The following is a 20,096-nucleotide window of genomic DNA, read 5'->3' as shown; positions in this document are numbered from 1 at the left end:
CTCATTGGAAAAGGTCGTCGAAAAACTCCCGCATGGCCGCCCACGAACGCCGGTCGGCGCGTTCGTTGTATTGGGCGCCCTTCATGCTTCCGTCCGCGTTCCAGTCGGTGAAGCTGTGCACCGCGCCGCCGTATTTGACCAGTTCCCAATCCACGCCGCTCGTGCGCATTTCAGCTTCGAAGGCTGCGAGGTCCGCCGCGGATTCAAACGGATCATCCGCCCCGTGCAAGGCCAGCACCCGGCACTTGATGTTCTTGCCGTCCGACGGCGTCGGCGAATCCAGGCCGCCATGAAAGCTCACCACGCCGCGCACGTTGGCGCCGCTCCGCGCCAGTTCGATGACCGCCGTGCCGCCGAAGCAATACCCGATGGCCGCCGCGCGCTGCGCGTCCACCAGCCGTTGCTGCCGCAAGCAGGCCAGCCCTGCGTTGACGCGCTGGCGCAGCAGCTTCCGGTCGGATTTGTATTTGCCCGCCTGCGCGCCCGCTTCGGCCACCGTCTTGGGCCGGATGCCCTTGCCGTAAACGTCCGCGGCGAATGCGACGTAACCGAGTTTGGCCAGCATCTCACAACGCTTCTTCTCGTAATCCGAGAGCCCCATCCACTGATGCACCACCAGAATGCCCGGACGCTTTCCCGCTTGCGCGGTGTCGTAGGCGAGAAAACCTTCCAGCGTGGTGTCGCCATCCTTGTATTCGACGGTTTCAGTTTTGATCTCTGCCCGCAACGTCCACGCGCCGAGCACCGCCAAAGCCGCAAGTAGTAGTTTCATGGTGATTCCACCTTTAATCCAAACGCGGGAAAAAGCCAGCCCGGGAGGACGGACTTGACGCGCGAGCGATCTGGACAATGCTGGACGCGCCATGCCGAAACTGGAACCGCCCGACGCGTTTGCCCTGTCCGCCGCCCTGGGCTGGCTCGAACTCGGCAACGCTGTGGAGGCGCTGGCGGAACTGGAGCAGATCACCGCGGGCAACCAAAAACACTCGGGCGTGCTCGAAGTGCGGTGGACCGCGCTGGCGGAGTTGAAACAGTGGGAGCCGGCGCTGGCCACGGCCTGCCTTCTGGTCCAAGCGGCGCCCGAGAACCCCTCCAGCTGGCTGCACCGGGCTTACGCCCTGCGACGGGTGCCACAAGGCGGACTCGCCGCCGCCCGGGAGGCGTTGCTGCCCGCCGCTGAAAAATTCCCAACCGAACCCGTCATCGCCTTCAACCTGGCATGTTACGCCTGCCAAATGCGCGATCTCCCGGAAGCGCGCCAGTGGCTGCAACGCGCAACCGCCACCGGCGACGCCCGCGAAATCCGCCAGATGGCCCTGGCCGATGCCGACCTCGAGGCGCTCTGGCCGGAAATCCGCTCCTCCTCCGACGCATGAAACGCACCCGCCCGCTCCGCCCGGTTCTCGCCGTCAAGAATCTCCGCATTGAACGGAACGGCACCGTCATCCTGGACGCCGTCAACTGGCGCGTCGCGCCGGGCGAACACTGGGCCGTGCTCGGCGCCAATGGGTCCGGCAAAACGTCGCTGCTCAGCGCGCTCACCGGCTACTTCATGCCCACCGCCGGCGAGATCGAATTACTGGGGCAACGCTATGGCCACGCCGACTGGCGGGAACTGCGTTGCCGTGTTGGCATCGTCAGTTCGGCCATCCGCCAGATGATGGCCGACGCCGAGCTCGCGCTGGCCACCGTCATCAGCGGCAAGCGGGCGATGATTGAACTGTGGGGGGAGGTGAGCGCCGCCGAAGCGCGCAGAGGCCGGCAGATTCTCACCCAGGTGGAATGCGCCCACCTGGCGGCCCGGCCGTGGGGCGTGCTTTCCCAGGGCGAACGCCAGCGCGTGCTGATTGGCCGCGCTTTGATGGCCCGGCCCAAACTGTTGATTCTGGACGAACCCTGCACCGGCCTGGACCCGGCGGCGCGGGAGCATTTTCTCCAGTTCCTGCAACGGCTTTGCCGTCGCCGCCAGGCGCCGGCCATGGTGCTGGTGACGCATCACGTGGAGGAAATCATGCCAGCGTTCACCCATGCGCTGTTGCTGCGTCAGGGGCAGGTGCTGGCGGCCGGACCGAAGGCGGAGGTGCTGACCTCCACGCATCTGTCCCGCGCCTTCGCCGCCGCCATCCGGCTGACGCACAAGCAGGACCGCTATTCGCTGCGTGTTTTGGACCGGCGCCGGGTGGTCGTCTGACACGGTCACGCGCCGCGATTCAGCCCTGGCAACCGAACAGTTTCTTGGCCTTGATGACGTCGGCGACCTGGGGCGGGACCAGCCGTTCCCACGTGGCGTCGCCCGCCTGGATTTTGGCCAGCACATCGCCTGCATACATGGCGAGATAATCGCGATTGAAACGGCGAATCTCCTCGATCAGATGGTTTTGCAGCAGGTGCTGGTAGAGGTGACGCAAATTCGGGGCAACCTCCATCTGCTCCGCGGTGGTCAGCCGGTCTGTCTCGTCCAGCGACGGGTAGGCATACATTTTGACACCTTTGCGGAACAACTGGCCGAAGGACTCCAGCAGGCCACCCGGCAGGTCCGTGTAAAACTTCTCGTCCAGCACGTCGCGCAGCCGCGCCACGCCCAGCGGCAGGCCAATCGGCTTGTCCGTGTAGCGGGACAGATACGTCACCAGCCGGTGGTAGCGGAAAAAATTCGAGATCAACACGGGATGTCCCAACGGGCGCAGCATGTCCACGCGGTCGAGAAAATCCTGATGATCGATCTGGTCCCCGACCTGAAGCTGGCGCAGGGTCATTTCCAGCAGCACAATCGGCGCTTCGCCGCCGAGTGATTCCTCCTGCACGAACTGTTCCCGCGCCCGCTCGAGCATGTCGAGCATCGGATTGGTCAACGGCCGGAAGCTGCCGCGCTGCACCAGCACCGGCTTCTTGTAGAGCACCTCGCCCCATTGCACCGCCTCGCCGTCGGCGGTGAACATCGCCGCCTCGGTGTGGCCCTGCTTGACGAGTTGCAGGGCCATGAGCCGGTTGTCCACGCCGGCAAAAGCGGGGCCCGAAAAGCTGATCATGTCAACCTCCACGCGTCGCCAGCTGAGTTCATCCAGCAGGGAGTGGATGAGCTGCTCGGGATTGTGGTAGGAGTAACAGGTGCCGTGGATGAGGTTTACGCCGAGGATGCCCAGCGCCTCCTGCTGCCGGTCGGGTTCATGATCCAACATGCGGACGTGAACGAGGATCTCCGAAGGCTCCGCACGCGGCGCGGCCTGAAAGCGAATCCCCATCCACCCGTGGCCCTCATTGTGCGTCTTGTAATTGCTGGTGGCCACCGTGTTGGCAAAGACGAAGAAGGCCGTCCGGTCGCCACGCTTCTGGTCAAGCCGCTCGATGAGCAGTTGAAACTCATGATCCAGCATGGACCGCAAACGGTGGCGGCTGACGTAGCGGTCGGTCGGCCCGTAAACCGCGTCGCTCACCGCCATGTCGTAAGCCGAAATGGTCTTGGCCACCGTGCCGGAGGCGCCGCCGACGCGGAAAAACCGCCGCGCCACCTCCTGCCCCGCCCCGATTTCGGCAAAGGTTCCGTAGCGGCTGGTGTCCAGATTGATCTGCAACGCCTTTTCCTGAACCGTTTCCGCTTGATTCGTCATAAGCTGTGTCACTTGTTTCCGCACCGCGTCACGAATGCCATGAAGCATCCCGGACAGCAAGGCTGGCGGAAGCGCGGCATCACCGGCGCACCGGCGGCGATCAATTCGCCTTGAGCTTGATGAGCAGATCCTTCGCCTCCACGGCGTCGCCCACCTTCACGGCAATCTCGTGCACCACTCCCGGCGCGGGCGCATAAATGGTCGTCTGCATCTTCATGGCTTCGAGCGAAAGCACCTTTTCGCCCTTGGTCACGACCGTGCCCACACTGACCGGCAACGCCGTGATGACGCCCGGAATGGGCGCACCGACCTGCATCGGATCCGCGGGATCGGCCTTGGCGCGGGACTTCACCTTCGGCTGGACGGATTTGTCCACCACGGCGGCCTGCCGGGCCATGCCGTTGAGTTCGAAGGAGACCACGCGCTTGCCTTCCGCGTTGGCTGGCTGAATGTTGGTGAGGCTGATGAACAGCGTCTTGCCCTCTTCCAAATTCACGGTGATCTCGTCGCCCGGCTTCATGCCGTAGAAGAACGCCGGGGTCGGCAGCACGGACAGGTCGCCGTAGGCGGCTTCCGTTTTGACGTAATTGAGGAAGACGTCCGGATACATGAGGTAACTGTAAACGTCGTCGTCCGTGGCTTCGCGCCGCAGCTTATGCGTCAGGTCGGCCCGCACCTTGGCCAGATCGAGCGGCTTGAGATTCGCGCCCGGACGGTTCGTGAAGGGCTTGCGGTCGCCGAGCACGATTTTTTGCAGCTTCTTCGGCCAGCCGCCGACGGGCTGCCCCAGACCGCCCTGGAGCATGTCGATGACCGATTCCGGAAACGGGGTGCTGCCGGGCTCGAGCTTGAGCACGTCCTCAGGTTTGAGGCCGCGCGTGATGAGGAACATGGTCATGTCGCCCACCACCTTGCTGCTTGGCGTCACCTTCACAATGTCGCCAAAGAGCTGGTTCACGTCGGCATACATGCGCTCGATCTCGGGCCAGCGCGACAGCAGGCCCATCGAGGCCGCCTGTTCCTTGAGGTTCGTGTATTGACCGCCGGGCATCTCGTGCCCATACACGTTGGCGCTGCCCGCCCGCGGACTGGTGTCAAACGGCGCGTAAAACTCCCGCACGAGTTCCCAGTAATTGGCGAATTCGTTGAGCGAGGCCAGGTCCAGCTGCGTGTCGCGCCGGGTGCCCTGCAACGCGGCCACCACGGAGTTGAGGCACGGCTGGCTGGTGGAGCCGGACATTGAAGCAATCGCCAGGTCGGCTATGTCCACGCCGGCCTCGCTGGCCTGCAGCACGCTGGCCGCCGCCACGCCGCTGGTGTCGTGCGTGTGGAAGTGGATCGGGATGCTGATTTCCTCGCGCAGCGCCTTCACGAGCGCGCGGGCGGCAAACGGCTTGCACAGGCCGGCCATGTCCTTGATGGCCAGGATGTGCGCCCCCATCTTCTCCAGTTCCTTCGCCAGCTTGAGGTAATACTTCAGCGAATACTTCGTGCGCGCCGGGTCCAGAATGTCGCCGGTATAGCAGATGGCGCCTTCGCAGATCGCGTGCGTGTCCTGCACCGTCTCCATCGCCACCTTGAGGTTCGGCAGATAATTCAGCGAATCAAAGATGCGGAAGATGTCAATGCCCGTGGCCGCCGCGTGCTTGATGAAGCCGGCCACGACGTTGTCCGGGTAATTGGAATAACCCACCGCGTTCGAGCCACGGAACAGCATCTGGAAACACACGTTCGGTATCCGCTCCCGCAGCTTGCGCAGGCGCGCCCATGGATCCTCGTGGAGAAAGCGCATCGAGGTGTCGAACTTTGCGCCGCCCCAGATTTCGACGCTGAACAGCTCCGGCGTGCGCCGGGCCAGCGCTGCGCCGATGTGTTCCATGTCGTAAGTGCGCACACGCGTGGCCAGCAGCGACTGGTGCGCGTCGCGGAACGTCGTGTCCGTCACGAGCAGCCGCTTCTGCTGGCGCGCCCACTCGGCGAACTTCTGCGGCCCAAGCTTCAACAACAACTGCCGCGTCCCGGGCGCCGGCGGCTGCTTTTCGTCATACGCGGGCACCACCGGCGTCGGCAGCGACTTCGGCACGTGGCCCTTCACCTGCGGGTTGCCGTTGACAATAACCTCGCCGAGGTAAGCCAGCAGCTTCGTCGCACGGTCACGGCGCGCCTTGAACTTGAACAACTCCGGCGTCGTGTCAATCAGCGTGGTCGTGGCCCGGCCGGCGCGGAAGGTCGGATGGTTGATGACATTCTCCAGGAACGGCACGTTGGTTTTGACGCCGCGAATGCGGAACTCGCGCAGCGCGCGGTCCATGCGCTGGCAGGCAATGTCGAACGTCCGGCCAAAGGTCGTGCACTTGACCAGCATCGAATCGTAGAACGGCGTGATCACCGCACCGGCGTAGCCCATGCCGCCGTCCAGGCGCAGCCCGAAGCCGCCCGCCGAACGGTAGGTCATGATGCGGCCGTAATCGGGGGCAAATTTATTTTCCGGATCCTCGGTTGTGACGCGGCATTGAATGGCGCAGCCGTTGCGCGAGATTTCATTTTGCGGCGGCATGCCGACTTCCGGACCAAACATCGACCGGCCCTGCGCGATGAGGATTTGCGAACGCACGATGTCGATGTTGGTGATGACCTCCGTCACCGTATGTTCGACCTGAATGCGCGGGTTCATCTCGATGAAGAACCACTCGTTCGTGTCGGTATCCAGCAGGAACTCCACGGTGCCCGCGTTGTCGTAGCGGATCTCCTTCGCAATCTTCACCGCCGCCGCGCAGAGGGCCTCACGCACCCGGTCATCGAGCCCGACGGACGGCGCGATTTCGATGACCTTTTGATGCCGGCGCTGCACTGAACAATCACGTTCATGCAGGTGCACCACGTTCCCGTGCTGGTCGCCCAGAATTTGCACCTCGATGTGCTTGGCATGCGGCACGTATTTCTCGAGGAACACCGCCGGATTGCCGAACGCACGGCCCGCTTCGGTCCGGGCCTCGTCGAGCAGGTCCGTCAGTTCGGAGGCCTTGTGCACCACGCGCATGCCGCGCCCGCCGCCGCCGAAGGCCGCCTTGATGATGAGCGGGAAGCCGATTTGCTTGGCGATCTTCAACGCTTCCTCCCGCTCCTCCACCGGGTCCTCCGTGCCGGGCAGCGTTGGCACGCCGACCTTGTGCGCCACCGCCCGTGCGGCCGTTTTGTCGCCCATGAGCTTTAACAGCTCGGGCCGCGGCCCCACGAACGTGATGCCCGCGTCCGCGCAGGCCTGCGCAAAATCGGCGTTCTCGGACAGGAAGCCGTAACCCGGATGGATGAGTTCGGCGCCCTTTTCCCGGGCCAGCGCCACGATGCCCGGAATGTCCAGGTAGGCGGCCACCGGTCCCTTGCCCTCGCCGACGACGTAAGCTTCGTCAGCCTTGAAGCGGTGGATGCCGAACCGGTCTTCCTGCGCGTAAATGGCCACGGTGCGCATGCCTAGTTCGGTCGCCGAGCGGAAAATGCGGATGGCAATTTCGCTGCGATTGGCGGCCAGCAGCTTTTTCGGCGCCGGGGGAGTCGTCGAATCAGGTTGGGAACTCATAAAAATGTCGCGCATGTATAATGCACCCGCCCGCCCGCGCAAAGCTCTTGTTCAGGCGGAAAGTGAGATTTCGATCAAGCTGACGCAGCCGCCCGCCGACTCAAGAGACGGCGGTTGCCGCGCCCCGGGAGTGTTGAGCGGCAGTTGAATGCTCAAAAAAAAGAGGGCGGCTGCCAAAGCAACCGCCCCGCTTAAAAACGAAGGTTCGCTTACTTCGCAGCTTCCGTCGGTTCGCCCGCTTGCTTCCAGCCGGCGATGCCCGCGGGCATGTGCTTCACGTTCGTATAACCGAGTTCCTTGACGGCTTGGGCGGCTTCCTTGTAGGCCATGCACTTGGGGTTGCCGCAATACGCGACGATGAGGGAGTTCTTGTCGGCGGGGAGCGACTTGGCCAGGTCGGCCTTGACGGCTTCGAAGTTCAGGGCGCCCGGCACGTGGCCGGCCTTGTAGGAACGGGTGCCGTTCGCGTCGAGCAGGGTCACGTTCCTGGCGGCGATGGCCGCCTTGACGTCGGGGATGCTGATGTCGGGAAACTCGGCCGCGAAGATCGTCGTGGCGAGCAGGAATGAGCCGAGGACGGCAAGAATGGTTTTCATGACTATGGGTTCGCTTTGTTGCTTGCTTAGCGGCGAGCGCTTCCGGAAAAACGGCTTCCCGAAATCCGCCGCTGGTTTGACGGCAACCAAGATAGCCACGGAACCGGCTTGAGCAAGTGGCGGGGCCTTATTTCTTCGGCCCGGCCGACGCCGGGGCGCCCCCATCCTGCCAGCGTTCCCAATCGGAGAGGAAAAGCTGGTCGGGCAGCCGGACGGATTTGTGGAGCGGGAACCGTTCCGGCAACACCTGCCGGCTCAAGGCATTGACTATCAAGCTCCCCCAACTGCCCTCGCCGCCGCCGGGCCCCCATTGGGACTGGAATTTCGCGTCCATGGATTGGGGCGTGAGGTAGAGCGCCCGCACGGGCTTGATGTAATCGTTCAGGGTGTAGAACTGATCTTCGGCATTCAACGTCAGCAGAATCGCCTGGCGGTCGCCATACCAGGCCACCGCCCACGGCACATCGCTCATGGTCAGTTCGCCGGGACGCATCCAACCCGCCACCGCCTGAATGGTGGGCGGGAAATATGGCGGGAATGACACGGGCTGGGTGCGCGGCGGGAGAAAACTGAAAATGATCGGCAACGCCGCCAGACCGGCAAACAGCAACGTGACCGCCAGCCGCATCCCGCCCAGCACTTCGGGCAATTGATCCAGCAAGACATGGAAGAAACTCACCCCGAAAATGACAATCAACGGCAGCAACAACACCAGCAGGTTTTCCGAATTGATTTCCGGCGAATCGTCGGACAGTGCCGTGCGCCCGAACGCCTGCACCGCCAGCACCGTCACCAGCGTCATGAGGGTGAAATAGCGCAGGCGCGAAAGCGCGGGGTTGCGAAAGCTGACCATCAGGCCCACCAGGAAAAACGCCAGGGCCAGTCCACCGCCGGACTTCGGCAGTTCGTTGAGGATGATCTGCCGGAGGTTGGTGAAAAACTTCCACCACACCTGATTGAAGGCGAACTGAGAAAAATCAGGCGTCAGCGAACGTTCCAGGCGATGTCCGGGGAAGAGCGCGGAATTCTCCAGGACGGCATAGCCCGCCGTGCCAAAGGGCTGCCCGCACACCGAAATGTTCCGCACCAGCCAGGGCGTGACCACTGCCACGCAAAAGATCGTCACGAGCAGCGCCGCCGGCACGCGCCACCGGCCACCATACAGGAGCACGAACGCCAGCACCGGCAACAGCAAAAAACCATACGCGTAACGTGTCAAGGTGCCGAGCCCAAGCAACAGGCCCATCAACACGGCCAGCCCCACCATGCTGCCCAGTCGCGGCGCCGGCTCGCGGGCTGCCGCTTCAAAACGCACGAGCGCCCACACCAGGCCCAGAAACAGCAGCAGCAGCAACATCGTGGACAGGCCGGCGATGCTGAACCGCCACAGCACGTTGGCCAGCAGCACCAACACGCCGGACAACCACGCCACATAATTGTCAAACAACCGCCGCGCGAGGAAGAACACCAACACGGCCGCGACCAGCAATAACAGTTCGTTGAACACCGCGATCGCGAAGTCGGGCTGATACCGGGCAAACCGCCCGCCGCTCCACCAGAATGGCCGTTCCTTCGCCGCGTCCACCGTGGGCGGCACCACTTTCATCACGCCCGCCAGCACCAGCGGATAAAGCGGCGGATTGGCAATGTCGGGATGCATCCCCTTCACCTCGCACAAATCCGCCCGCTGGTCCGGAGTAAGTTTGTCGAGCCCGGCCTGATTGGCGCGCTTCACGAGAAACATGCTGAACGGGCGGATAAACTTCGTGGTGTAGCCCTGCCCGGTGCTGAGGTTGCGGGCCAGTTGCGCCGAATCCATCGCCTCCTGAGTCGTAAAATTGCGGAAACAGCGCCAGTTGTAACCAACCAGCAGCATCGCCACCGCGAGCACGCCGAGCAACGCGCGGACGTAACGCTTCCCGCCGCCCACCTCCAACTGATGAATCACATCCTGCAAAAAGGGCATAAGTCAAAGGTCTTCCAGATGATACAGATGCAATTTCCGATGCAACGTGCGGCGGCTCATGCCGATCCTCTTGGCCGCGAGTGTGCGGTTGCCTCCGGTTTCCTTCAAGGCACGAATCAGCAACTTTTTTTCCGCGTCCTTGACCGTGAGGTTTTCCCCGGTCAAATCCGGCGCCGGCCCGGCTGCGTCCGGCGTGTAATTGCGCACCGACGGCGGGAGGTCGCGCAGCGAAATCTTCTCCGTGCGCGACAACACCACGGCGTGTTCAATGGCCGTGCGTAGTTCCCGCACGTTGCCCGGCCAGCGATACGCCATCAACGCCTCCAGCGCGTCCGCCGTGAAGTCCGTGACCGGCTTGTTGTTCTCCTGCGCAAACTCGCGCAGGAACGCCCGCGCCAGCAACGGAATATCCCCGGTCCGTTCGCGCAGGGACGGCAGATTGATTTCCACGACGCGCAACCGGAAGAACAGGTCTTCGCGAAACGTGCCCGTCTTCACCAGCTCTTCGAGATTCCTGTTCGTCGCCGCCACGAGCCGCACGTCGGCCGTCAACGTCTTGTTGGAGCCGACGCGCTCGAAGGTGCGTTCGCCGAGAAACCGCAACAGCTTGATCTGAATGGTCGCGTCGATTTCACCGATTTCGTCGAGAAACAACGTGCCGCCCTGCGCCTGTTCGAACCGGCCGATGCGCCGTTCGTGCGCGCCCGTGAAGGCGCCCTTCTCGTGCCCGAACAGTTCGCTTTCCAGCAAGGTGGGCGAGAGCGCCGCACAGTGCACCGTAACCAGCGGCTGCCGCGCGCGCGGGCTGAGCTGGTGAACGGCCTTCGCGATGAGTTCCTTGCCGGTGCCGCTTTCGCCCAGCAGCAGCACCGTGGCCCGCGTGGGCGCCACCTGCTGCACCACCTCGAGCACCTCGGTCATGGCCGGCGATTCGCCGATGATGTTTTCGAGGCCGAACTTGGCGTCGAGCTGCTGGCGCAGTGCGAGGTTCTCCACTTCGAGATTTTGCCGCCGCAACGAACGCGCGATGCGCATTTCCAGCTCGTCAATCTGCATCCGGCCCTTGGCGATGTAATCATCCGCGCCGCGTTTCATCGCCTCAACCGCGATTTCCTCCGAGCCGTAGGCGGTCATCAAGATGCAAACGGGCGGCTTGGGCAGGGATTTCGCGCGGGCAATCAGCTTCAAGCCGTCCTCGTTCGGCATGCGAAAGTCGGTGAGCATCACGTCAAAGCTCTCGCGTTCGAGCAGGTCCAGCGCGGCCTTCGCGTCCTCGGCGAGGTAAACGTCGAAGCGCTCCTCGAGCGCCGCACGCAGCCCTTCGCGCGTCGGCTTTTCGTCATCCACAATCAGCAGGGTCGGCTTCAGCATGGCAAGGCGGGTTTCAAGGGGCGTTCGGCGCGGCCAGCAGCCGCGGTTTGGGTTCATGCAACGGCAGCCAGATGCGGAACATCGTTCCGCGGCCGGCGCGGCTGTCCAGTTCGATGCGGCCGTTGTGGGCGCGGACAATGCGTTGCACGATCATCAAACCCAGTCCGGTGCCCTTTTTCTTCGTCGTGTAAAACGGCTCGAAAATGTGCTTCATCTGCTCGTCGCCAATGCCGCAGCCGGTGTCCGTGATGCTGAGCCAGACGCCCTCCGAGCCCTCGCCCGTGGCCAGCGTCAGCGTGCCGCCCCGGGTCATGGCCTGCATGGCGTTCTTGATGAGGTTGACCAGCGCCTGCTGCAGCTGCACGGCGTCAATCGGCGCGTCCGGCAGCCGCCGGGCCAGCTTCTCCTTGACGGCGATGTCGCGGTTTTCGAGTTCCGGCCGGAGCAGGTCGAGCGATTTGGCCACCACGTCGTTGAGCTGGCCGGGCTTGAGCTGCGCGGGCGTGGGCCGGATGGCCTGCAAGAACTGCGTGATGATGTAATCGAGGCGGTTGATCTCGCCCTTGGCCACGCCCAGGAACTGGGAAAGCTTGCGCACCGATTCCGCAACGTCGCCCGCGCCCGCCGCCAGCCGGCCGCCGGCGCCGGCGGCCGGGGTGAGCTTTTTCAATTCGCGCTCCATGAGTTGCAGGTGAATGTGCAGCGCGTTGAGCGGGTTGCCCAGTTCATGTGCCACGCTGGCCGCCAGCAGCGTCAACGCCTGGATGCGCTCGCTTTCGATGGCTTCAAAGGTTTGCTGCCGGGCTTCGGTGGCATCGTGCAAAATCAACGCCACGCCGGAGCTGCCCGTTGCTTCGCCGTCCAGCGGCGCCGCGTAAAGCCGCAGGAAACGCGGCCGCGGATAGCTCACCTCGAATTCGTGGCGGATGACGTGCCGGCCGCCTTCGCTGTCGAACCGCGCAATGCGCCGCCAGTCGAGTTCCGCGAGGTAGTTGGTGATGGGCTCGCCTTCCGCACCGGCCTTCAAGCCGATGAGCCGCGTGACCGCCTCATTGAAATACAGGATGCGGCCCGCTTCATCCACCACCAGCACGCCGTCCTCGATGGTGTTGAACAGCGTCTCGAGGAAGCTGCGCTCGCGCGCGAGCCGCTGGACGACGGTCTGCAGGCCTTCGCTGTCGAGCCGCCCGATGCGGCCGAGCACCTTGTCGAGGAAACTTGTCTTGGGCAGCGCCATCGGCTCAGAACCACTTTCGCTTCTTGAAATACCAGTAGGTCAGCAGCGTGGTCACCAGCATCACGCCACCGGCAATCAGATAACCGTGCTCCAGGTCCAGTTCCGGCATGTGTTTGAAGTTCATGCCATACCACGTGCCGATCATCATCAGCGGCGTGGTGATGACCGTGATGAGCGTGAGCAGCTTGACCACTTCGCCCGTCTGGTTGGAGGACATGTTCAGGTAGATTTGCAGGATGCCCGTCAGCGAATCGGCGTAGTTTTGCGCCGTGTCCGCAATGTGCGACAGCCCGTCATACACGTCCCGGAAGTAAGGCACCATGTGGGCGCGCACGAGCGTGAATTCGCCCCGGGCAAAGCGCGCCAGCACCTCGCGTTGCGGCCCGACAATCTGCCGCAGGTGCATGACCTCCTTCTTCTCCTGCAAAATCCGGTTCAACGTTTCCGTGCCCGGATCCTGCAGGGCCGCCTGCTCCAACTCGCCAATTTCCAGGGACAACTCGTCCAAGGCCGGTTTGTAGTTTTCCACGATGGAATCCAGAATCCGGTGCGCCACCCGGTCGGGCGCCTTGGCGATGTGCACCGTGCCTTTGACCGCCAGGTCCTCCACCGCCGTCACGCTGCGCACCGGCCGTTCGTGGTAGGTGACGAGAAAGTTCTTCCCGAGAAAGAAATTCAGCTCGTTCGTGTCAAACACGCCGTCCTTCCGGCTGTAATCCACGGCATGAATGACCATGAACAGGTGCGGCGCGAAACTGTCGCCCTCCTTCGGCAGATACTCCTCGACCTTGGGCGCCGGGCTGACCATGACGCAATCCTCGATGGCGAGCGGGTGGAAGTGAAAAATGTCCTCGAGCACCATTTTGGTTTCCTCGGCCGTGGGGTTTTCGAGGTCCACCCAGAGGAAAAGGTTGGTGTCGTTCAGCAGCGTGGGCATGAGAAACACCTCGACATCCCGGCTATGGAGCCGGCCTTGCGTGGTGAAGGCGAGGGAACGAATCATGCCCGACCGGTTTAAGCCGGGCGCGCCAACTTGTCACGCCTTCTTGAAGGTCAGGCTGCCGCCTGACGTGGCTCGACCGGACACAAAATCACGGGCAAGCAACGACTCCCGGAGCAGGCAAACTTAGTGAGTCCTCCAGCAAAGCCGGAGGGTTGCCCGTTCGGTTTACGAGCCGTTTACTTCACGACCATGTCCAATTTGGCAGTCATTTGGGGAAACCATACGATTTTAAGGTTTGGATCGGAGCTTTGACCTCCCACCTTCTGGATCAGGCACGTTTGCACCTTAAGCACGTAAACTCCTGATTTTGAAACTGCGAACAATTCCGGAAGACTGAATCCCACCCCATAATTTTGACCTGGAGGAACTGAGATAAACCCCGCTGTTCTGGACTGGCCTTCCATCCAATCCTGAAACCGCTTTTTTACCATTGCCTTAATTTGATCCTCACTGGTTCTGGTTCCAATTTGCCCCCCACTTGAGGTGAACTCGACCGTCACTCCATTGGCGTCCGTCAATTGGATTCTTGAATATGTCTCACAGTATAATCCGCTCCAGCACGTGAGTGTATTTGTGGACTCGTTTTTGACGATTATTCGGCACACCGGGGATGATTGGCTGGTATTTGTTATCCGGTTTTCAATCGACAGGACACATGACCATCCCTCGACTGTGGTTTGGGTTTGAACGGGCTCTTCACCTGCAAGCCGGACCTTTGCAGTGGGCACCATGTTATTTATCGCGTGCTTGCTCTTGTAATCAGCCCGATCAGCATCGTCCTTCCCGCATGAAATGCCAAAGCAGATGACTACCCCAAGTAAAGAAACGATCCGACTAATCCGGTATTTAGGCTTCATGCTCTCCTCTTTCTACTTTGTATCACCAAGCAATCCGGCGGGTTTGCACAAAAAACGTGAATGCTTTGGCGCTTTGTGTAGTCTCAATCCCCGAAACTGGCCGGGCTGGAAAAAGCTTCCTACGTGGCCTGCGGTAATGGCATGGCGAGGCGAGATCGCTGTGCAAACATAGTGTGCCGTGTTTGTGTTCGTTAAGCTTTGCCAAATTGGTTGCAGCGCCGCCACCGAGCAGGTGTAAATATTGGTCACGTCTCGCAACCAAAAGTTTGTCTGCATGGTCGGCGAGTTGGTTCCTCCCCACGAATCGTGCAAACGGCCTGCAACATCATACGGCGGCAAATCGAAGTAGGCATTCCCATTGCCGTTAGTTCGGCTGGTCAGCATGTGCAGCAGGTTGTCCACCAACGATTCTGCTTTGCCCGGGTAACGCAGATACGGCGAAAACACCGCCGCCAGCGTGTGGTCGCCGCCCGCCGCAATGAGTTTCACGGTGTGCAGGGTCGCCGGCACGTCGCATTGCCCGGCGCTGTCGCTGCCCCAGCCGACCACGGTGCCATCCTCGCGCAGCGCCACACTGTGCCGCCAGCCCGCCGCAATGGCCATCGCGTTGGTGAGATCGGCAGGTGGGGTGCATTGGCCGTCGTTGCCGTAGCCCCAGCCCACCACGGTGCCATCCGATTTGAGCGCCAGGCTGTGCATTCCGCCGGCCGCAATCGCGATCACGTTGCTCAAGCCGGCGGGCACGTTCGTCTGCCCCACGTCGTTCCAGCCCCACGCCACCACCGTCCCGTCCGCCTTCAACGCCAGATTGTGCTGCGTCCCGGCGGAGATCGCCGTCACGTTGGTCAGGTTGGCGGGGACGTTCGTGACGCCCCAAAGCGACGTGCCCCAGGCGACCACGCTGCCATTGGTCAGCAGCGCGAGGTTGTGATATTCCCCGGCCGAAACGGCTTTGACGCCGGACAGATTGGTGGGTACCCAGTTCGGCGCGCCGGCATCGCCCCAGGCGGTCACGGTGCCATCGGCGCGTAACGCGAGGCTGTGCTCATAACCGGCGGCGACTTGCACGGCGTTGGTCAAATCGGCGGGAACGTCGGCCCAGTGATACCCCCATTGCACCACGCTGCCGTCCTCGCGCACGGCCACCGAGTGGAGTTCGCCCGCCGCAATCGAAATAGCATTTGTCAGATTATACGGGCTATCACATTCGCCATAATCATTGGCGCCCCAAGCCGCCACCCCGCCGGGTTGCAGCAGGTGAATCCGCCACGGACCGGCGTTGGTGGACCCCGCCGCGTTGCTGACGCCGACGGTGAATTCACCTTCATTGGTCGGTGAGAAATAGACGTAATAATTGGATGAGGTTCCGGAGGCGAGGTTGGTGCCATTGAACTGCCACTGGTAGCTCAGGGGAAATTGCGACTGGCCCGCCGCCGTAGCCGCAACATTCAGCGTGAAGAAATTGGTGATCCATACCTCACCCGGATTGGCCGGGGCGGTGCTCGCGATGACCGGGGGCCGCACCAGCGTGAAGGTGGCATCGGATGTCAGCACCGACCCCGCGCCCGTCGAGACAATGGCCCGATAGCTGCCTTCATCGTTGGAAGAGACGTTGAGCAAGGTTAGGGTCCCATTGGTTGCGCCTGCGATGTTTGTGCCATTAAACTGCCATTGATAGTGAACGCCCGCCAGCCCCGTGCCCACGGCTGTAAACTCCACCGTATAGCCTGCTGGCGCAAATTGGTCCGTTGGCTGACTGACGATCAACGGCGTCAACCGGCCACCCCGCAAAGCCAGGATATGCATGTCGCCCGATCCGATCGCGACGATATGTCCCTGAACATCAGGAATGGCGATACTGCCCAGATCGCCCCAGACTACCACCGTTCCGTCAGACCGAAGAGCTGCACTATGATAACCGCCAGCGGAAATGGAGACCACATTGGACAGGCCGGACGGAACCATCGCCTGCCCAAAATTGAACAACGATCCACTGTTGGTCCAACCGGTGCCCCATGCAATAACCGTTCCGTCGGCTCTGAGCGCAAGTGAATGCAAACCGCCGGCCGCGACAGCGGTGATATTAGTTAGTCCCGAGGGCTTGTTCGTCTGCCCATAACCATTGTCCCCCCATACGGCCACGCTGCCGTCCTGAAGCAATGCCACTGCGTGGCTCCAGCCGGCCGCGACAGCCTTCGCGCTCGCCAGCCCTGCTGGCACATCACATTGCCCGGCATCGTTCGCCCCCCACGCAGTAACGGTGCCACTCGCACGCAATGCAACACAGAACCCGTCACCTGCTGCAACCTGCACGGCATTGGTCAAATCGCCCGGGGGGAGGTCATCGTTTGTGTTCAGCACAGAAACGATGCCGTCGGATTCCACGACCGCCACTTGATCCCAATCGGCCGACAATTGGACTATGTTGGTCCAATTCGGCAGTGATGCAGCACCTGTCCCCCAACCGACCACCGAACCATCCGCGCGCAGTGCCAGGCTCCCCTCAAAATTGCCGTCCACAGACACCACGTTTTGTGCGTTAGTCGGCACGGCGAGCGCTCCCCCATTCGCGATGCCCCAAGCGACCACCATCACATCGGACGGATTGCTGCCCGCGAGGTATTCCTCGTAATTCGTGAGCCAGTCGCCATCCGGATCGTCCGATGCGGTCGCGTCGAGGTTTCCAAACCAGTGAATCTCCCAATCGTCGGGCAGGGAATCGCCGTCTGAATCCGGGTCGAGATAATCCGGAATGCCATCGAGATCCGAGTCAATCGGCAGGCCGGTGGCGGTATCCAGCGAAACGTAATGGTAACCGATGTCCACCACCGAGTTGGTTTCCTTCACCTGATTGGTGGTCGTCGTGTAATGGTAGAAGCCCAAAACACCCGCATTGGTGCTGCCTGCGTTGTGCAGTGGGCTGTTTGCAGACTGATAAAAGTCTCCTAAAGCGCCGGCTGAATAGGTGAAATTTGACAAGGTCAGATTGCCATTGTTCGTGCTGGAATAACCACTTGTATTGATAAAGGCGTTGTGATGCTGTCCGCTCAGCAAGCCCAGATTGGAGAGGTCGGTTCCGTCAAATGCATTGTCATATACGCCATACGTGGAAGGCCAGTCTTGAAATGCCACAGACCCACCCCAAAACAGGTTTTGGTCCATATCCAAGTTTCCGGCGTAATAGGCTCCCGTGTTGACTCTGCGAAACAGGTTGTTCCGCACACTAACCGTGCCGCCGCCATAAACCGAGAGAGCTACGCTCCCTCCATAAAGCTCACAATCGCGCAATGACACATTATTCGGAAGGTAGGAGCCGTAGACATAATAAACCGGCGAGACGGCCCCCAACACGGTTGAACGCAGATCAACAGTTGTCCCTGTCCCACTCAACCAAACCATGGCACCAGGCACACCGGTGGGGCTCTGTTCTTGAACCAACTGACAATGAACCAAGCGGTTAAGTGCCAATGGAGTTCCAACGCTTTCCAATGAGGCACCGCCCGCCATCGTGATACCGTTGGTGCCAAAGAGGCCCACGACCACGCCATTGGTCAGCGTCAAGGTGCTCGAATTTGTCGCCGCTGAAAGCGCATAATCGAGCACGGCATAATGGTAGCCAATATCCATCGAATTTGTATCGCACTCGACGTGGGGACTGAGGGTGGTCGAGGACGCAAAGTTGGTATTGGCATAGACTGTGGGCGGGTAGGTTGTCATCTGTGCGATTTCTGCCACCAATGCGGGATCGATATTTGTCGTTCCCCAATCGCGATAGGAACTGCCGTTGGCGAGATAATAATTGCCCGCCCCTGCAGTTTGATAAACCCCCGATGCGTTGGTCACGACGGTGTATGCCGTGCCGGCTATGGCGCTGACGTCCGAAACATCTGTCAGCACACAGTTCGTAAGATATGTTTCCGGCCAAGACTGGTCCACCACTTGGCTGCAATTGTCAATCGTCAGGTTTACTCCGATGACTTGGGCATAACCGTTGTGGTAAACCGCAGTTCCGCATCCGCTGAACAGGCAGTTCTGAACCGATACCGGCAATGGGTAATATGACGTAGAGGGCACATAGATGGCTTGGCTACAATCCTCAAACTCGCAGTGCTTCACCGTAATGGTGCTGCCCCCTTCAACGTCAATTCCGGGAGAGACTATGAAGTGAAGGAATCGGGCATATTTAATAACCGGATCCTCGCTGAAATAACCTTCAATGACCAACCCGCCGTAGACATAATCATTAACAGGGTCTCCGGTGCTGCCGTCGATGGGCTCGCCGATTGAGTTGTCGTTTTTTGTGGTGAAAACGGCAGGACGGTAGGGCGTTGTCATGAAATTGATTCCGTCCTCAATGTGGAGGGAATCAGAATCAAATTTGACTACTGCCCCCCCTCGACCGTCACGCCGTCTATGTAAACAGACCCAGATACGAAGTAAGTGGTATTTCCTCTGAATGTGTAATTGTAAGTGGACGAGTTGAGCAAAACGTAGTCCAACACGAATCCGCTGGAAGTCCCCTCATCCTCGATCTTCGCCATTTGCATTTTTCTGCGTTCTGTATGCGCCACCCGTTGGCTCGGAATCTCCATTTGGGCCAGCGACTTGACCTTTGCCGAGGGCCGCGCACTGGCTTGTTTGGGCAGTTGATTCACGGAGGCTTTGATGACCGACAGCGGCACTTCCTCGAACAGAAAGGTCCGGCCGTTCATGGTTGCCCACTTTTTGCCAACCCGCTGACGACGCACCGATTGTTGCCCCGTCTCGAAGGCTCGTCCTTCCCCAAAACGCATGACACCCAGGTTGATTCTTTCGTCGGGCAAGCTGTTCGTGTCGGTTGAATTTGAAGATGCGGCATCTTCCGTAACACTGGCTGAAGGCGGATTGATAAATTCAGTGACGACCGCAAGGCGGGTAGTTGCGGGGTTCATGCCGATGAGTGATGGATCAGGCAATTGTTCTCGCAGCACGATGTCCTGCTCAATCCCGGCCTTGGTATAGGTGTAACGAACGTCCGCCTTTACATCAGTAAACGCATCCGCATAGAGCACCTGGTTGGACGCCACCAATGTGCCCACACAGTCTTTCACCTCCCCCAGTAACACCGACTGCCCGGTTGCGGGATCAACGTAGCTTAATGCCAGCACCTGGCCCCACATGTTGTGTCCATCCGGCATGGTGATGGCGACCGAACCCTTGGTGTTCAGGTTGTATGCAAGGCCAATTTTGTGCCGCCCCGTGTTGGCCACCGCCCAGCCGGGCACCAATTGAAATTCCGCCTTCGATTCCTGCCATTGGCCTTGCGCATCCTGATAGTTCAAGCCAGTCGCCAGTTCGACGTAGGCTTGATTGGTGGAATAGGTGACGCTTCCCAATGAGTTGGTTCTGGCGATTACCTTGTTCCAGACGCGGTAGTCGGCTCCAAGATCCGCTGGCATATACCTTACGACCCGACTGCCAGCCCAAGAATTGGCACTTTGAATTGTGCCATCTGCATAACTCCAGGCAGTGGCCGCGAGCGACAAAGCCACAACTAATACGAGGGTATTTTTCATGGGGTCTCCCTACACTGAAGTAGTTGGCGGGGGTCCCCCCCACCCACGTCGAGCTTACTGTTGCTTGCATGCAACATCGGGTTGCCGTTCCCGTTCTGATTTTGACGGTCATAGCCCAAGTTGGAAATAAGCCGGAAGTTGGGCCGGCTGCCACCTGAGGCTTGATGTGGGCTATCAATGCGCCACTTTTTGTCCGTGTCAAGCCAAGTTGTAGGAAGCTTCAGAACAATTGAATGCGACCGCCGTGAACAGAACACAAGCTACCCACAGAACGGCCGGCGAACCTTCCATAAGCTGGTCCTGGTTTGTTTTTCGACCGAAGTCTG

General features: G+C 60.9%; 12 protein-coding genes. 2 read left to right on the top strand and 10 right to left on the bottom strand.

What is annotated here, in order from left to right:
- Position 1 precedes the first annotated feature (1 nt).
- Positions 2 to 772, bottom strand: coding sequence for a dienelactone hydrolase family protein (locus VFV96_12415; protein ID HEU5071201.1), 771 nt, complete (start codon positions 770 to 772; stop codon positions 2 to 4).
- 91 nt (positions 773 to 863) lie between these two features.
- Here VFV96_12415 and VFV96_12410 point away from each other — a divergent pair, with 91 nt between their 5' ends.
- Together VFV96_12410 and VFV96_12405 are read left to right on the top strand one after the other, a co-directional pair.
- Entirely contained in the window at positions 864 to 1,376 is a 513-nt protein-coding gene (locus VFV96_12410; GenBank protein HEU5071200.1) for a tetratricopeptide repeat protein, read from the top strand.
- Positions 1,373 to 2,191 (top strand): ATP-binding cassette domain-containing protein, encoded by an 819-nt coding sequence (locus tag VFV96_12405; GenBank protein ID HEU5071199.1) that lies wholly within the window; start codon positions 1,373 to 1,375, stop codon positions 2,189 to 2,191. Before VFV96_12410 ends, VFV96_12405 begins: the two co-directional genes overlap by 4 nt.
- Positions 2,192 to 2,210: 19 nt before the next feature.
- On the opposite strand, the gene VFV96_12400 is transcribed toward VFV96_12405, so the two are convergent.
- The 9 genes from VFV96_12400 to VFV96_12360 form a co-directional block, all read right to left on the bottom strand.
- Positions 2,211 to 3,608, bottom strand: coding sequence for a TonB-dependent receptor (locus tag VFV96_12400; protein ID HEU5071198.1), 1,398 nt, complete (start codon positions 3,606 to 3,608; stop codon positions 2,211 to 2,213).
- A gap of 100 nt (positions 3,609 to 3,708) precedes the next feature.
- Positions 3,709 to 7,185 carry a pyruvate carboxylase gene (locus VFV96_12395; protein HEU5071197.1) on the bottom strand — a complete coding sequence of 1,159 codons (3,477 nt, stop codon included), beginning with the start codon at positions 7,183 to 7,185 and terminating at the stop codon, positions 3,709 to 3,711.
- Positions 7,186 to 7,394: 209 nt separating this feature from the next.
- Positions 7,395 to 7,781 (bottom strand): rhodanese-like domain-containing protein, encoded by a 387-nt coding sequence (locus VFV96_12390; GenBank protein ID HEU5071196.1) that lies wholly within the window; start codon positions 7,779 to 7,781, stop codon positions 7,395 to 7,397.
- 127 nt (positions 7,782 to 7,908) lie between these two features.
- Positions 7,909 to 9,747 carry a glycosyltransferase family 39 protein gene (locus VFV96_12385; GenBank protein HEU5071195.1) on the bottom strand — a complete coding sequence of 613 codons (1,839 nt, stop codon included), beginning with the start codon at positions 9,745 to 9,747 and terminating at the stop codon, positions 7,909 to 7,911.
- 3 nt (positions 9,748 to 9,750) lie between these two features.
- On the bottom strand, positions 9,751 to 11,118 hold the full coding sequence (locus tag VFV96_12380; GenBank protein HEU5071194.1) for a sigma-54 dependent transcriptional regulator: 1,368 nt from the start codon (positions 11,116 to 11,118) through the stop codon (positions 9,751 to 9,753).
- Positions 11,119 to 11,131: 13 nt separating this feature from the next.
- The gene (locus tag VFV96_12375; protein HEU5071193.1) at positions 11,132 to 12,355 is read right to left on the bottom strand and encodes an ATP-binding protein; all 1,224 of its coding nucleotides are present in this window, start codon (positions 12,353 to 12,355) and stop codon (positions 11,132 to 11,134) included.
- 4 nt (positions 12,356 to 12,359) lie between these two features.
- Positions 12,360 to 13,358 carry a magnesium/cobalt transporter CorA gene (gene corA / locus VFV96_12370; protein ID HEU5071192.1) on the bottom strand — a complete coding sequence of 333 codons (999 nt, stop codon included), beginning with the start codon at positions 13,356 to 13,358 and terminating at the stop codon, positions 12,360 to 12,362.
- Between the two features lie 869 nt (positions 13,359 to 14,227).
- Positions 14,228 to 18,550: a hypothetical protein gene (locus VFV96_12365; protein ID HEU5071191.1), complete on the bottom strand. Its 4,323-nt coding sequence runs from the start codon at positions 18,548 to 18,550 to the stop codon at positions 14,228 to 14,230.
- A 47-nt stretch (positions 18,551 to 18,597) separates the two neighbouring features.
- Positions 18,598 to 19,770 (bottom strand): hypothetical protein, encoded by a 1,173-nt coding sequence (locus tag VFV96_12360; GenBank protein HEU5071190.1) that lies wholly within the window; start codon positions 19,768 to 19,770, stop codon positions 18,598 to 18,600.
- Between the last annotated feature and the right edge of the window lie 326 nt (positions 19,771 to 20,096).

This window comes from Verrucomicrobiia bacterium, assembly GCA_035765895.1.
In the GTDB taxonomy this organism is placed as follows: Bacteria; Verrucomicrobiota; Verrucomicrobiia; order Limisphaerales; family DSYF01; genus DSYF01.
Note: the sequence above shows the minus strand (reverse complement) of the source record. Positions and strands in the feature narration are given on the sequence as shown.

Bases quoted from the DNA above. Each gene is read 5' to 3' on its own strand.
- VFV96_12415 (HEU5071201.1), bottom strand. From the start codon at position 772: ATGAAACTACTACTTGCGGCTTTGGCGGTGCTCGGCGCGTGGACGTTG.
- VFV96_12410 (HEU5071200.1), top strand. From the start codon at position 864: ATGCCGAAACTGGAACCGCCCGACGCGTTTGCCCTGTCCGCCGCCCTG.
- VFV96_12405 (HEU5071199.1), top strand. From the start codon at position 1,373: ATGAAACGCACCCGCCCGCTCCGCCCGGTTCTCGCCGTCAAGAATCTC.
- VFV96_12400 (HEU5071198.1), bottom strand. From the start codon at position 3,608: ATGACGAATCAAGCGGAAACGGTTCAGGAAAAGGCGTTGCAGATCAAT.
- VFV96_12395 (HEU5071197.1), bottom strand. From the start codon at position 7,185: ATGAGTTCCCAACCTGATTCGACGACTCCCCCGGCGCCGAAAAAGCTG.
- VFV96_12390 (HEU5071196.1), bottom strand. From the start codon at position 7,781: ATGAAAACCATTCTTGCCGTCCTCGGCTCATTCCTGCTCGCCACGACG.
- VFV96_12385 (HEU5071195.1), bottom strand. From the start codon at position 9,747: ATGCCCTTTTTGCAGGATGTGATTCATCAGTTGGAGGTGGGCGGCGGG.
- VFV96_12380 (HEU5071194.1), bottom strand. From the start codon at position 11,118: ATGCTGAAGCCGACCCTGCTGATTGTGGATGACGAAAAGCCGACGCGC.
- VFV96_12375 (HEU5071193.1), bottom strand. From the start codon at position 12,355: ATGGCGCTGCCCAAGACAAGTTTCCTCGACAAGGTGCTCGGCCGCATC.
- corA (HEU5071192.1), bottom strand. From the start codon at position 13,358: ATGATTCGTTCCCTCGCCTTCACCACGCAAGGCCGGCTCCATAGCCGG.
- VFV96_12365 (HEU5071191.1), bottom strand. From the start codon at position 18,550: ATGACAACGCCCTACCGTCCTGCCGTTTTCACCACAAAAAACGACAAC.
- VFV96_12360 (HEU5071190.1), bottom strand. From the start codon at position 19,770: ATGAAAAATACCCTCGTATTAGTTGTGGCTTTGTCGCTCGCGGCCACT.